This window comes from Pseudomonas orientalis (assembly GCF_022807995.1).
GTDB classification, from domain to species: domain Bacteria; phylum Pseudomonadota; class Gammaproteobacteria; order Pseudomonadales; family Pseudomonadaceae; genus Aquipseudomonas; species Aquipseudomonas orientalis_B.
The window spans coordinates 3,631,922-3,645,041 of the sequence record NZ_CP094351.1 but is presented as its reverse complement, the minus strand read 5'-3'; the positions used below and the strand labels follow the sequence as shown (position 1 = coordinate 3,645,041).

The 13,120-nt window shown below is 62.0% G+C and carries 12 protein-coding genes; 7 read left to right on the top strand and 5 right to left on the bottom strand.

Going from position 1 to position 13,120, the window contains the following annotated elements; translation table 11 throughout:
- Nucleotides 1–26 precede the first annotated feature (26 nt).
- Nucleotides 27–515 carry a Bkd operon transcriptional regulator BkdR gene (bkdR, locus tag MRY17_RS16110; protein WP_124371169.1) on the top strand — a complete coding sequence of 163 codons (489 nt, stop codon included), beginning with the start codon at nucleotides 27–29 and terminating at the stop codon, nucleotides 513–515.
- Nucleotides 516–698: 183 nt separating this feature from the next.
- Here the strand turns inward: bkdR and MRY17_RS16105 are convergent, their stop codons facing one another.
- Nucleotides 699–1,562 carry an MBL fold metallo-hydrolase gene (locus MRY17_RS16105; RefSeq protein ID WP_191956736.1) on the bottom strand — a complete coding sequence of 288 codons (864 nt, stop codon included), beginning with the start codon at nucleotides 1,560–1,562 and terminating at the stop codon, nucleotides 699–701.
- 94 nt (nucleotides 1,563–1,656) lie between these two features.
- Between MRY17_RS16105 and MRY17_RS16100 the strand changes: the two genes are divergently transcribed.
- The 6 genes from MRY17_RS16100 to MRY17_RS16075 all read left to right on the top strand — a co-directional run bounded on the left by MRY17_RS16100 (nucleotide 1,657) and on the right by MRY17_RS16075 (nucleotide 9,189).
- Entirely contained in the window at nucleotides 1,657–1,992 is a 336-nt protein-coding gene (locus MRY17_RS16100; protein ID WP_057007617.1) for an ArsR/SmtB family transcription factor, read from the top strand.
- Between the two features lie 51 nt (nucleotides 1,993–2,043).
- Complete coding sequence (locus MRY17_RS16095; RefSeq protein WP_243352478.1) at nucleotides 2,044–3,288, top strand: NAD(P)/FAD-dependent oxidoreductase; 1,245 nt, start codon at nucleotides 2,044–2,046, stop codon at nucleotides 3,286–3,288.
- Nucleotides 3,289–4,101 (top strand): sulfite exporter TauE/SafE family protein, encoded by an 813-nt coding sequence (locus tag MRY17_RS16090; protein ID WP_181284233.1) that lies wholly within the window; start codon nucleotides 3,289–3,291, stop codon nucleotides 4,099–4,101.
- A gap of 162 nt (nucleotides 4,102–4,263) precedes the next feature.
- Nucleotides 4,264–5,742, top strand: coding sequence for a DASS family sodium-coupled anion symporter (locus MRY17_RS16085; RefSeq protein WP_243352477.1), 1,479 nt, complete (start codon nucleotides 4,264–4,266; stop codon nucleotides 5,740–5,742).
- Between the two features lie 658 nt (nucleotides 5,743–6,400).
- Nucleotides 6,401–8,047, top strand: coding sequence for an MFS transporter (locus MRY17_RS16080; RefSeq protein ID WP_243352476.1), 1,647 nt, complete (start codon nucleotides 6,401–6,403; stop codon nucleotides 8,045–8,047).
- A complete protein-coding gene (locus MRY17_RS16075; RefSeq protein ID WP_057721668.1) occupies nucleotides 8,044–9,189 on the top strand; it encodes an HlyD family secretion protein in 1,146 nt (381 codons plus the stop codon). The genes MRY17_RS16080 and MRY17_RS16075 overlap by 4 nt, the downstream gene beginning before the upstream one ends.
- 60 nt (nucleotides 9,190–9,249) lie before the next feature.
- On the opposite strand, the gene MRY17_RS16070 is transcribed toward MRY17_RS16075, so the two are convergent.
- The 4 genes from MRY17_RS16070 to MRY17_RS16055 all read right to left on the bottom strand — a co-directional run bounded on the left by MRY17_RS16070 (nucleotide 9,250) and on the right by MRY17_RS16055 (nucleotide 13,101).
- Nucleotides 9,250–10,155 carry an aldose 1-epimerase gene (locus MRY17_RS16070; protein WP_243352475.1) on the bottom strand — a complete coding sequence of 302 codons (906 nt, stop codon included), beginning with the start codon at nucleotides 10,153–10,155 and terminating at the stop codon, nucleotides 9,250–9,252.
- A 102-nt stretch (nucleotides 10,156–10,257) separates the two neighbouring features.
- On the bottom strand, nucleotides 10,258–11,538 hold the full coding sequence (locus MRY17_RS16065; RefSeq protein ID WP_243352474.1) for a TRAP transporter large permease: 1,281 nt from the start codon (nucleotides 11,536–11,538) through the stop codon (nucleotides 10,258–10,260).
- Between the two features lies 1 nt (nucleotide 11,539).
- A complete protein-coding gene (locus MRY17_RS16060; RefSeq protein WP_124424148.1) occupies nucleotides 11,540–12,067 on the bottom strand; it encodes a TRAP transporter small permease in 528 nt (175 codons plus the stop codon).
- Between the two features lie 71 nt (nucleotides 12,068–12,138).
- On the bottom strand, nucleotides 12,139–13,101 hold the full coding sequence (locus MRY17_RS16055) for a TRAP transporter substrate-binding protein (protein ID WP_191951961.1): 963 nt from the start codon (nucleotides 13,099–13,101) through the stop codon (nucleotides 12,139–12,141).
- Nucleotides 13,102–13,120 lie beyond the last annotated feature (19 nt).

Sequence of the window (13,120 nt, the reverse complement as noted above, 5' to 3'; positions counted from 1 at the left end):
ACATAATAAACAGGTGATTTTGTCTCATGCGCAAACTGGACCGTACGGATATCGGCATTCTCAATGCCCTGCAGGAGAATGCCCGCATCACCAACGCTGACCTCGCCCGTTCGGTCAACCTGTCGCCCACGCCGTGCTTCAACCGGGTGAAGGCGATGGAGGAGCTGGGCCTGATTCGCGAGCAGGTCACGCTGCTGGACGCCGACCTGCTTGGGCTGCACGTCAATGTGTTCATCCATGTGAGTCTGGAAAAGCAGAATGAACTGGCGTTGCAGCAATTCGAAGGCGCGATCTCGGACCGCCCGGAAGTGATGGAGTGCTACCTGATGGCCGGCGACCCGGATTACCTGATCCGGGTGCTGGTGCCGACGATCCAGGCGCTGGAGCGCTTTATGATGGATTTTCTGACCAAGGTGCCGGGAGTGGCGAATATCCGATCCAGTTTTGCCCTCAAGCAGGTGCGCTATAAAACCGCGTTGCCATTACCGGCCAACGGCATCAGCCTTGGTTCCTGATTCAACGGTGGACAAAATGTGGGAGGGGGCTTGCCCTGATGCCTGTAGGAGCGAGCTTGCTCGCGAAAAACTCACAGGCACCGCGTTCATTCAGGAAGCACGCGTTATCGTTGCCGTTTTTCGCGAGCAAGCTCGCTCCTACAAGTATTAAGGCTTTCCCCCTTCCACACATTTGGCTGCATTTCAAAGTTGGTTGAGGGGAATCTTGAGGTAGGTGACGCCATTTTCTTCCGCCGGCGGCATATGCCCCGCCCGCACATTCACCTGGATCGCCGGCAGCAACAAAGTCGGCATGCCCAATCCGGCATCCCGAGCGGTGCGCATCGCCACAAACGCCGCCTCATCCACCCCGTCATGCACATGGATATTCTCCGCGCGCTGGTCAGCCACCGTGGTCTGGCACTTGGCGCCGCGGCCCTCGGGTGGATAGTCATGACATACATACAACCGGGTCTCGGGCGGGAACGCCAGCAGCTTGCGCATCGACGCGTACAACTGCCGCGCATCGCCGCCGGGGAAATCGCAGCGGGCGGTGCCGACGTCGGGCATGAACAGGGTGTCGCCCACCAGGATCAGGCGCCCATCAATCAGGTAGGCCATGTCCGCCGGGGTATGCCCGGGTACATGCAGCGCCTGGGCCTGCAAGCCACCGATATGGAAGATTTCATCCGGCGCAAACAGGTGATCGAACTGTGAACCGTCAACGCGAAACTCCGGCTCCAGGTTGAACAACTGCTTGAATACGCCCTGCACCTTGCTGATCGACTGGCCGATCGCAATCTTGCCCCCCAGGGTACGGCGCAGGTACGGCGCGGCGGACAGGTGGTCGGCGTGGGCGTGGGTTTCCAGCAGCCACTGCACCTGCAGGCCATGCGCGCGCACGAAGGCAATCACCTTGTCGGCCTGCGCGGTATCGGTGCGCCCCGACGCCGGGTCGTAGTTGAGCACCGAATCGACGATGGCGCAGGGGCCGCCATCGGCTTCATAGACGATATAGGTGTAGGTCGACGATGCCTCATCCAGAAAGGCTTGAATCAACGCTGGCATGGCGGCTGTCTCTGTTTGGGAAAAATGTGGTTACAATCAGTTTACGTTTAAACATAATGTCTTGAGCTTAAGTGAGATGAAGGAACCGAGGCAAATGGAATCTACGTTGAGTGAGGGCGAGGTCGCCCAGTTGCGTGCATCGGCGTCCAAGGCCTGTTCCTTGCTCAAGGCGCTGGCCAATGAAGACCGCTTGCTGATCCTCTGCCAGTTGACCCTGGGCGAACGCAACGTCGGCGAGCTGGAAGCCCAGACGGGCGTGCGCCAGCCCACGCTGTCACAACAGTTGGGCATCCTGCGGGACGAAGGGTTGGTCGCCACCCGTCGGGAAGGCAAATACATTTTCTACGGATTGGCCAGCCACGAAGTGATTCAAGTGATGAAGACCCTGTCCGGCCTGTACTGCGGCGCGGTGATAAAAAGCTGGGCGTGACGCCATCCGGCAGCGACCCTTGTGTGCATTGACTGAAAAAGGCAGTAGACCATGACCGAACAACACTGGGGACCCACCATCAGTGGCGATATCGTAGTCATCGGCGGCGGTTCGGCAGGCATCGGCCTGCTGGCCAGCCTGCTCAAGCGCGAGCCGCACCTGAACATCACCCTCATCGAACCTAACGACTACCACTGTTACCAACCGGCCTGGACCCTGGTCGGCGGCGGCGCCTACGATTTGCAAAAGACCCGTCGCCCCTTGGCCGATGTGCTGCCCAATGGCGTCAGTTGGGTGCAGGCCGCCGTCAGCGAAGTGCTGCCCGATGAGCACACCCTGGTGCTCGACAGCGGCCAGCGCGTCACCTGGAAAAACCTGATTGTCTGCCCCGGCCTGCGCCTGGCCTGGGAAAAGATCGAGGGCCTGCAAGAGACGCTCGGTCAACACGGTGTCACCTCCAACTACAGCTACGAACATGCCGCCTATACCTGGCAACTGGTGCAGCAGCTCAAGGGTGGCAGGGCGCTGTTCACCCAGCCGGCCATGCCGATCAAATGCGCCGGTGCGCCGCAGAAGGCCATGTACCTGTCCTGCGATCATTGGCTCAGGCAGGGCAGCCTGAAAAACATCAAGGTCGAATTCAACCTGGCCGGTGCCGCGCTGTTCGGCGTCGCGACTTTTGTGCCGCCGCTGATGAAGTACGTCGAAAAATACAACGCACGCCTGGCGTTCAATGCCAACCTGATAAAAGTCGACGGCCCTGCGCGCAAAGCCTGGTTCGAAGTCAAAGATGCTGAAGGCAACGTGCACATCGAGGAGAAAGCCTTCGACATGTTGCACGTCGTGCCACCGCAAGTGGCTCCGGATTTTATCCGCCAAAGCCCGCTGGCCGATGCCGCCGGCTGGTGCGAAGTGAACCCCCACAGCCTGCAACACCTGCGCTATCCGCACATCTTTGGCTTGGGCGACGTATGCGGCACCACCAACGCCAAGACCGCCGCAGCGGTGCGCAAGCAGATCGTAGTAGTCGCCGAAAACCTGCTGGCCCTGCGCAAACAGGCGCCGCTGCCGCTCAAGTACGACGGCTACGGCTCCTGCCCGCTGACGGTGGAGAAGGGCAAGGTAGTGCTGGCCGAGTTCGGCTACGGCGGCAAGCTGCTGCCGACCTTTCCCCTCGACCCGACCCAGGCGCGCCGTTCGATGTGGTTCCTCAAGGCCACGCTGCTGCCGTGGTTCTACTGGAACGGCATGCTCAAGGGCCGCGAGTGGCTGACCCGCCTGAGCAAGGTGGACTGAATGCTGCTGGCCAGTGTGTTGGGTATCTTGATGGGCCTGGTCATGGGCTTGACCGGCGCGGGCGGCGGCATCCTCGGTGTGCCGGCGCTGGTGCTGGGACTGGGGTTGACGATGACCCAGGCCGCACCAGTGTCTTTGCTCGCCGTGGGTGCGGCGGCGGCGGTGGGGGCGATTGATGGTCTGCGCCATGGCCTGGTGCGTTACCGCGCGGCGTTATTGATTGCGTTGCTGGGTGCGTTGTTTTCGCCGTTGGGGGTATTCGTCGCCCATCAACTGCCGGAGCCGGTGCTGATGGGCCTGTTCAGCGCGCTGATGGTGCTGGTGGCCTGGCGCATGCTGCGGCGCGAAAGGGTCGCAGCCGGGCCGAGCGACCATGGCGCGGCGTCGTGGGGCCAGAAAAACTGCATGCTCAACCAGCAGACCGGACGCCTGGCCTGGACGGCCAAATGCAGTGCGACCCTGGCGGCATTGGGCGCAGTCACCGGCGCGGTCTCGGGCCTGCTCGGCGTGGGCGGCGGCTTTCTGATCGTGCCGGCGTTCAAGCAACTGACCGATGTGCAGATGCGCGGGATCGTCGCGACCTCGTTGATGGTGGTCAGCCTGCTGTCGCTGATCGGCGTGGCGGGGGCCTTTCACGCCGGTGTGAATATCGAGCCAGTGGGCTGGGCATTTATCGTGGCGAGTATTGTCGGCATGTTGGCCGGACGTCGCTTGTGCTCAGTGATTCCTGCGCGTGCGTTGCAAGTGGGGTTTGCCGGCCTGTGTGTACTGGTGGCGGCTGGAATGCTGATGAATGCTTTGCTCCGGACCTGAAATACAGTCCAAGTGAGGGAAGGGGGCGCTCCCGGTGAGGGGCAACTGATGAGTTTTCAGTGGGTTCAGCGCCGTCGGGCTCGGGAGTTGATACCCGTCAACACCGCGTGCGGCAGCTTGCGCCATGCTCCGAGCCTGATCTGACGGCTCACGGAGCACCCCATGAACGCCCCCGCAACAACCGCTGCATCCTTCAAATTACCCCTCGGCCTGATGTTCGCCGTGCTGGTAATGATCGGCGTGCTGCTGTTGCCGCTGCCTGCCGATTTGCCGGTGGCCGGACACCGCATGCTGGCGATCCTCGCGTTTGCCGTGGTGGTGTGGATCACCGAAGCGGTGTCCTATGAAGCCAGTGCGATCATGATCACTTCGCTCATGGCGTTTTTGCTCGGCACCGCGCCGTCGATCCAGGACCCCACGCACCTGATCGGCACCAGCCCGGCGATCAGCATGGCGCTCACCGGGTTCTCCAACCCGGCGCTGGCGCTGGTGGCGGGCGCGCTGTTTATCGCCGCCGCCATGACCCACACCGGCCTGGACCGGCGCATCGCCCTGGTCACGCTCAGTCGAGTCGGCACCAGCACCCGGCGCATCCTGCTCGGGGCGATTGCGGTGACCATCCTGCTCAGCCTGGTGGTGCCCAGCGCCACGGCGCGCAGTGCCTGTGTGGTGCCGATCATGATGGGCGTGATCGCCGCGTTCGGCGTCGACAAGCGCTCGAACATCGCCGCCGGCATCATGATCGTAGTGGCCCAGGGCACCAGCATCTGGAACGTTGGCATACAGACCGCCGCTGCGCAGAACCTGCTGACGGTCGGCTTCATGGACAAGATGCTCGGCCAACGCGTGTCGTGGATCGACTGGCTGATTGCCGGTGCGCCGTGGGCGTTGATCATGTCGGCGGTGCTGCTGTTCCTGGTGCTCAAACTGTTGCCGCCGGAAACCGACAGTATCCCAGGGGGTAAAGAGGCGGTGGCGCAGTCGCTGGTGGAAATCGGGCCGATGACCGGGCCGCAGAAGCGGCTGTTGAGCGTGTCGGTCCTGTTGCTGCTGGCCTGGGCGACAGAAGGCCGGCTGCACAGTTTCGACACGACCTCCACGACCTATGCGGGGTTGGTATTCCTGCTGCTGCCGGGCATTGGCGTAATGACCTGGAAGGATGTGCAGTCGCGGATCCCGTGGGGCACGGTCATCGTGTTCGGCGTGGGTATCAGCCTGGGCACGGCGTTGCTGACGACCCAGGCCGGACAGTGGCTGGGCTCTACTGTTGTGGCCCACACGGGGCTGGATCAGGTGGGACCGTTGGGGGTGTTTGCAATTCTTGGCGCGTTCCTGATCCTGATTCACCTGGGGTTCGCCAGCGCCACGGCGCTGACCTCGGCGTTGCTGCCGATCCTGATTGCGGTGCTGCAGACCTTGCCGGGGGATTTCAGCCGGTTGGGCATGACCATGCTGCTGGGGTTTGTGATGAGCTACGGGTTTATCCTGCCGATCAATGCGCCGCAGAATATGGTGTGCCTGGGGACGGGAACGTTCACGGCGCGGCAGTTTGCCAAGGTGGGGGTTTTGGTGACGTTGATCGGGTATGGGTTGATGCTGGTGTTTGCGGCGACGTATTGGAGTTGGTTGGGATGGGTCTGACCGTGCATTCCATGTGGGAGCTGGCTTGCCTGCGATGGCGGCCTTCGAGCCGACTATATCCTGGGGCTGGAATGAGTACATATCCGTTATTCAGGTAACGGCTACTTATGGTTCCGCTCTTACAGCGGCTCACTTTTGGAAGGACCGGAATGCCGGCCCAGCCAAAAGTAAGCAAAAGGTCCTCGCCCCAACACTCGGTGCCTCGCCTAGGCTCGGCATGCCGTAACGAAGGCTTTGGAGCGTGGGCCGCCGCAATGGGCCATCCTTGGCCCAGTGCGGCTAACCCGGCGTCCTGCCGGGTTACCCACGCTCCAAAGCCTGCGTTCGGCCAGCGTGTTTGACGGGGCGCCCCAGATCAAAAGCAAAAGCAAAGCGCGGCGGCCTTGGAGCCGACCGGAATTGTCTGTTTTGATCGTTACCACGCTCTGCGTGGTAACGCATCCCGTGACGCTCTGCGTCACCTGTGCGCATTGAGTTGTCGGCGGGACGCGGAGCGTCCCAGGCGGCATTACCACGCGGAGCGTGGGAACGATCAAAGCCCCCTCTCACAGTTTTGACCGTGCACGCTTGATAGCTGGCGAGATGAACGTACCTCAGGTTACTGTTCTCTAAGTCATGGCTTCACCGGCCTTACGCGTCGGCTCATCAAGGTCACCGAATGGATAAATACACCCCACATACATGGCAACCCCACGAGCGGCCGAGCTTGCCTGGTTCGCCGTCGACGCCGCTGCACCCCACCCCCAAGCGCTGGCTGTTCGCGCTGGTCGGCGTGCTGGTGGCGATCACGGGCGGGTTGGGCAACGCCCTGGTCATCGCCAACCTGCAATACCTGCAAGGCGCCCTGGGCGCGACCACGGCGGAAATGGCTTGGCTGCCCGCTGCCTATGTGATGACCAACGTGTGCATGAACCTGCTGCTGGTGAAATTTCGCCAGCAGTTCGGCCTGCGGGCGTTTACCGAGGTGTTCCTGGTGTTGTATGCGCTGGTGACCTTCGGCCACTTGTTCGTCAATGATCTCAACTCGGCCATCGCCGTGCGGGCGGCCCACGGCATGGTGGGGGCGGCGCTGAGTTCGTTGGGCTTGTACTACATGATCCAGGCGTTCCCGGCCAAGTGGCGCTTGAAAGCCCTGGTGCTGGGGCTGGGCACTGCGCAGCTGGCGTTACCGCTGGCGCGGCTGTTCTCCGAGGATTTGCTGCAAATCGCCGAATGGCGCGGGCTGTACCTGTTCGAGCTGGGCCTGGCGCTGATCTGCCTGGGCTGTGTGTTCCTGCTCAAGTTGCCGCCCGGCGACCGGTTCAAGACCTTTGAAAAACTCGATTTCCTCACCTTTGCGATCCTGGCCACCGGCGTCGCCTTGCTCTGCGCGGTGTTGTCCCTGGGGCGCATCGACTGGTGGCTGGAGGCGCCCTGGATCGGCATCGCCTCGGCCTGTTCGCTGGTGCTGATCATGGCCGGCCTGGCCATCGAACATAACCGCGCCAACCCGATGCTGATGACCCGCTGGCTGGGCAGCGGCACTATGATTCGCCTGGCCCTGGCGGTGATCCTGATTCGCATGGTGCTGTCCGAACAATCCACCGGTGCGGTGGGTTTCATGCAGATGCTGAACATGAGTTACCAGCAGATGCATACGCTGTACGTGGTGATGCTGGCCGGGGCGATTGCCGGGCTGGTGGTCAGCGCCTTGACGATCAATCCGGCGCACTTGCTGATGCCACTGATCATCTCACTGGCGCTGATGGCGACGGGGTCGGTGATGGACAGTTTTTCCAGCAACCTGACGCGACCGCAGAACCTGTATATCAGCCAGTTCCTGCTAGGCTTCGGCGGTACCTTCTTTCTCGGGCCGACCATGGTGCTCGGCACCAGGAATGTATTGACCAACCCGCGCAACCTGGTGAGCTTTTCGGTGATGTTCGGGATTTGCCAGAACCTCGGCGGCCTGATCGGCGCGGCGTTGCTCGGCACGTTCCAGATCGTGCGCGAGAAGTATCACTCGAGCATGATCACCGAGCATCTGACCTTGCTCGACCCCCGTGTCGCGGCGCGGGTACAGAGTGGCGGCTCGGCTTATGGCGGCATCGTTGCCGACCCGGAGTTGCGCAACCTGATGGGCATTCGCAGCCTGGCCACGGCGGCCACCCGTGAGGCGAACGTCATGGCGTACAACGATGTCTTCATGTTGATTGCGATCATCGCGATCCTGACCATGATCTGGATCTTTATCCGCAGCCTGTGGCTGATGAGCACCACCAAAGCAGCAACCCCTCCCGTTCAACCTGTCGGCGCCTCTTCATGACCGAACCCACGACCACGACCACCAACGCCATCGCTTCCACGCCCGAGGGCACCACGCCGCCGGGCGCCGCCGTGACCGAACCGCGTTCATTGCGAGTACGCCTCCTTTCGTCCCTGGGCTTTGCCGCGGTTGCCATTGTCGGCGTGCTGATCGTGCTGTACGCGTGGCAACTGCCGCCGTTCAGCAGCGCCGTGGAAACCACCGAGAATGCTTTGGTGCGTGGGCAGGTGACGATCATCGGCCCGCAGCTCAGCGGCTATGTATTCGAAGTGCCGGTGCAGGATTTCCAGTATGTGAAAGCCGGCGACCTGCTGGTGCGTCTCGATGACCGCATCTACAAGCAGCGCCTGGACCAGGCCTTGGCGCAACTGGCGGTGCAGAAGGCTTCGCTGGCCAATGTGGTGCAGCAACGCAACAGCGCCGAAGCGACCATCAAGTTGCGCCAGGCTGCGCTGGTCGACAGCCAGGCTCAGGCGCGCAAAAGCACCGCCGACCTGCGCCGCAATGAAGAGCTGATCAGCGACGGTTCAGTGTCCAGGCGTGAGCTGGACGTCACCCGCGCTGCCAATGCCCAGACCGTCGCCGCCGTGGCCCAGGCCCAGGCCAGCCTGGAAATCGCGCGGCAGGACCTGCAAACGGTGATCGTCAATCGCGGCTCCCTGGAGGCGGCAGTGGCCAGTGCGGAGGCTGCGGTGGAATTGGCCCGGATCGACCTGTCCAACACCCGCATCACCGCGCCCCGGGATGGCCAGTTGGGGCAGATTGGCGTGCGCCTGGGGGCCTACGTCAACTCCGGCGCGCAGTTGATGGCGCTGGTGCCCAAGCAGTTGTGGGTGATCGCCAATATGAAAGAAACCCAGATGGACAATGTGCAGGTCGGCCAGCCAGTGACCTTCACCGTGGATGCGCTGAACCACCGCAGGTTTCACGGCACGGTGCAGCATATTTCTCCGGCGACCGGGTCGGAGTTCAGCCTGTTGCAGGCGGACAACGCCACCGGCAATTTCGTGAAGATCGCCCAGCGCGTGCCGGTGCGGATCACTGTCGACCCTGACCAGGCCGAAAGTGAACGGTTGCGACCGGGGTTGTCTGTGGTGGTGAGTATCGACACCGCCGGGCGCCTTAAAAATTCACCCCCCTGACCCTGACACAACAGGGAGCAAAATGTGGGAGGGGGCTTGCCCCCGATAGCGGTGTTTCAGTCAAAGATGCTCAGACTGACCCACTGCAATCGGGGGCAAGCCCCCTCCCACATTTGGAGTGTATTTCAGGTTGAAATTGAGGTGAATTGACTGACCTTGTTCCAGCAGCTTCAAGCCCGGTCTTCCCGGCAAGTGATGGGCATTTACCGGATGGCTTACCGGCTCGATGCAGAAAAATTCCAACCCCGGCGGGCAATACAACAGGAAGTAATCGGCGCCGGTAGCCTGGCATTCGAGGCTGTACCCAAGCTGCGGCTGCTCGATCAGGCAGTGCCCATCCCAGCCAACGAATCCATTGTCCACCAGGCTTTGCGGCAGCTTTCTGGTGTGGCTGAAATCCCAATCCTGCGACACCGCCGTCAATTGCGTTGGCAGCTTGGCCGCATCGCTCATCCACACCTGCGATGCCTGGGCCTGCAATCGCGTATCCGGACGACGCGGGAAGTACGGATGCAACCCCAGCCCATGCCACGCGGCTTTTTCGGCCAGATGAGTCACGCGCAATTCAATCGCCAGCACGCCATCGCGCAAGCGAAACCGTTGCTCGGCGCGGTACGCGAACGGTGTATCGCAAAGCAAGTGCAACACCACTTCATCTACGGTTTGGCTGCTCACCTGCCACGCCTGTTTCCAGGCCGAGCCGTGAATCGGCAGCGGGTCAGTGAGGCTGTTGGGCTTGAGGGCCAGCCAGCCGTCGGGGTTGTCGAAGCCTCCCTCGGCGACACGGTTGGACCAGGGCGCCAGTGGGTAGCAGCCCAATTTGCCCGGGAGACCGGTAGTGATCGCCTGCTCATCGCTATGGCGCAGCAGCGGCTGGCCGGTGGCGCGTACCGTCCAGTTCACGATGGCGCCGCCGATGGCCGGGGCGAGCACCAGATGGGTGAAGGGGTCCGAAAGCTCAATCACGATTGGCCTGCCCTAAGGAAATGGTAAATACCGCGCTGCTCAAAATGTGGGAGGGGGCTTGCCCCCTCCCACATTCAAGCATCCTTGTTCTTGAGATTGGGTTTACAGCACCACGCTTGGCAACCACAGCGACAGTGCCGGGATGTAGGTCACCGCAATCAGCACCAGAAACAGCACCGCATAAAACGGCAGCAGCGCCTTCACGGTCTTCTCGATGCTGACCTTGCCCACCGCCGCGCCCACGAACAATACCGCGCCCACCGGCGGGGTGATCAGGCCTATCCCGAGGTTCACCAGCATGATCATGCCGAAGTGCACCGGGTCGACGCCGATGCCGAGGATCACCGGCAGCAGGATCGGCGTGAGGATCAGGATCAGCGGCGCCATGTCCATCACGGTGCCGAGCAACAGCAGCATGACGTTGATGCACATCAGGATCACGTAGCGGTTGTCCGACAGGGTCAGGAACAGCGTGGTGATCTTCGCCGGGATTTGCATCAGGGTCATGATGTAGCCGAAGCTGGCGGCGAAGGCGATCAGGATCATCACGATGGAAATGGTGCGCACCGTGCGGTGCATCAGCTTGGGCAGCTCGCGCCATTTGTAGTCGCGGTAGATGAACATGGTCACGAAAAACGCCCACAGCACCGCAATCGCGGCCGACTCGGTGGCGGTGAAGATACCCGACAGGATGCCGCCGAGGATGATCACCATGGCCATCAGGCCCCATAGCGCATCGGCGGCGATCTTCAGCGCCTGCTTCAAGGGAATGACTTCGCCTTTGGGGTAGTCGCGTTTTTTCGCGAAGATCAGGCACAGCACCATCAGGCACGCGCTCATCAACAGGCCTGGCACCACGCCAGCCATGAACAGCGAGGCGATGGAAACGGTGCCGCCCGCCGCCAGGGAGTAGAGCACCGAATTATGGCTCGGTGGCGTCAGCAGCGCCTGCACCGAGCCGCTGACCGTCACCGCCGTTGCGAACTCACGGGGATAACCCCGGCGCTCCATCTCCGGAATCAGCACCGAACCGACCGACGCGGTATCGGCCACCGACGACCCGGAGATCGCGCCGAAAAAGGTCGAGGCCATGATGTTGACCAGGGACAGACCGCCACGCACAAAGCCCACCAGCACCCCGGCAAACGCCACCAGCCGCCGCGACATGCCGCCCTCGGCCATGATCGCGCCGGCCAATACGAAGAACGGAATCGCCATCAGCGAAAACTTGTTCACCCCGCCGGCCACCTGGATCATCAGGGCCTGGAACGGGATGTCGATCCACCACGCGCCGATCAGCGCCGACAAGCCCAGGGCGTAGGCCACCGGCATGCCGATCAGGATCAAGGCGATAAAACTGCCCAACAGAATCAATGCGTCCATATCAGGCGGCCCCTTCGCTTTCTTCAACCAGGTCAAAGCGCACCACGCGCCGGTTGCTCTGGTCGCCCAGCAGCAGTTTTTCCACCACGAAGATCAGGGTCAGCAAGCCGCCAATCGGGATCGGCATATAGGTGATGCCGACGCGCAGGGTAGGGATGGCGCTCATGAACTGGTTCCAGGTGGACAGGCACAATTTGGTGCCCCAGATCGTCATGAACAGGCAGATGGTGCCCATCAGCAGTTGCGAAACAATGCCGACGACGCGGCGTTGGGTGGCAGGCAGGCGGTCGGTGACCATGGCCACCGACATATGCGCACCGGCGCGGTAGCTGGCGGCGGCGCCGATGAAGGTGAACACCAGCATCAGCAGGATGGCGGTGGGCTCCGGCCAGCTTGAGCCGGTGCCGAGGATGTAGCGGGCGAAAATGCCCCAGGGAATGATCAGTGCGACCCCGAGGACCGAGAGGCCGGCGACCCAGATGCAGGTCATGTAGATGCGGTCATTGATGCGCAGCAGTAGATTCTTCATGGCGTTCACCGTAACCGGGCGCGGCTCGCTGAAGCAGCGGACCGCGCCGGGCCTTGTCTGGGAGGGGGGCGTTACTGAACGGCGTCGATACGCTTGATGATGTCGGCGTAAGGCGCACCGTACTTGGCGCGAACCTGTGCGGTGGCGTCATAGAAGGGTTTTTTGTCGACAGTGATGAACTCGACCCCGGCCTTCTTGAGTTTTTCTTCACTGCTGGCGGACTTGGCGTCCCACAATACGCGCTCGTCAGCCTGGGCGGCCTTGGCGGCTTTTTTGACCATGTCCTGCTGCGCGGGGGTGAGCTTGTTCCAGGTGATCTTCGACATCACGATGGGCTCGGGCAGGATCAGATGCTCGGTGAGGGTGTAGTACTTGGCGTTCTGGTAGTGGTTGTGCTCGAGCAGCGTCGGCGGGTTGTTTTCCGCGCCGTCGATCACACCGGTCTGCAAGGCGCTGAAAATTTCGCCGGTGTCCATGGCGATGCCATTGGCGCCCATAGCGTTGAAGGCATCAATGAACAGCGGGTTGCCCTGCACGCGAATCTTCATGCCCTTGAGGTCTTCGATCTTGCGCACCGGTTTCTTGGTGTAGAGGTTGCGCGTGCCACCGTCCATCCAGGCCAGTGCGACCAGGCCGAACTCGGAGTGGGTGATCTTGGCGAGGATTTCATCGCCGATTTCGCCGTCGATGACCTTGCGCATGTGCGCCTGGTCACGGAACACGAAGGGCAGGTTGAACACATTGACGTCGGGCACCACCGGGCCGACGATGCCGAGGCTGACGCGGGTCATCTGCACGGCGCCGACCTGGGCCTGTTCGACCACCTCTTTCTCGGAGCCGAGCACGCCGCCCGGGAAGTACTTGAAGGTCAGTTCGCCGTTGCTTTCCTTGGTCAGGGCCTTGCCCATGTTTTCTTCGGCGACGACGGTGGGGTAGCCGGCGGGGTGGATGTCGGCGAATTTGATTTCCAGCGCGTGGGCGGCGCTGCTGAGGGCGACGAGTGTGGCGGCGAGCAAGGTGCGTTTGAAGTCCATGGGGTTTCATTCCTGTCTT

Bases quoted from the DNA above. Each gene is read 5' to 3' on its own strand.
- MRY17_RS16060 (WP_124424148.1), bottom strand. From the start codon at position 12,067: ATGAAGAATCTACTGCTGCGCATCAATGACCGCATCTACATGACCTGC.
- MRY17_RS16075 (WP_057721668.1), top strand. From the start codon at position 8,044: ATGACCGAACCCACGACCACGACCACCAACGCCATCGCTTCCACGCCC.
- MRY17_RS16105 (WP_191956736.1), bottom strand. From the start codon at position 1,562: ATGCCAGCGTTGATTCAAGCCTTTCTGGATGAGGCATCGTCGACCTAC.
- MRY17_RS16090 (WP_181284233.1), top strand. From the start codon at position 3,289: ATGCTGCTGGCCAGTGTGTTGGGTATCTTGATGGGCCTGGTCATGGGC.
- MRY17_RS16085 (WP_243352477.1), top strand. From the start codon at position 4,264: ATGAACGCCCCCGCAACAACCGCTGCATCCTTCAAATTACCCCTCGGC.
- MRY17_RS16065 (WP_243352474.1), bottom strand. From the start codon at position 11,538: ATGGACGCATTGATTCTGTTGGGCAGTTTTATCGCCTTGATCCTGATC.
- MRY17_RS16095 (WP_243352478.1), top strand. From the start codon at position 2,044: ATGACCGAACAACACTGGGGACCCACCATCAGTGGCGATATCGTAGTC.
- MRY17_RS16080 (WP_243352476.1), top strand. From the start codon at position 6,401: ATGGATAAATACACCCCACATACATGGCAACCCCACGAGCGGCCGAGC.
- bkdR (WP_124371169.1), top strand. From the start codon at position 27: ATGCGCAAACTGGACCGTACGGATATCGGCATTCTCAATGCCCTGCAG.
- MRY17_RS16055 (WP_191951961.1), bottom strand. From the start codon at position 13,101: ATGGACTTCAAACGCACCTTGCTCGCCGCCACACTCGTCGCCCTCAGC.
- MRY17_RS16100 (WP_057007617.1), top strand. From the start codon at position 1,657: ATGGAATCTACGTTGAGTGAGGGCGAGGTCGCCCAGTTGCGTGCATCG.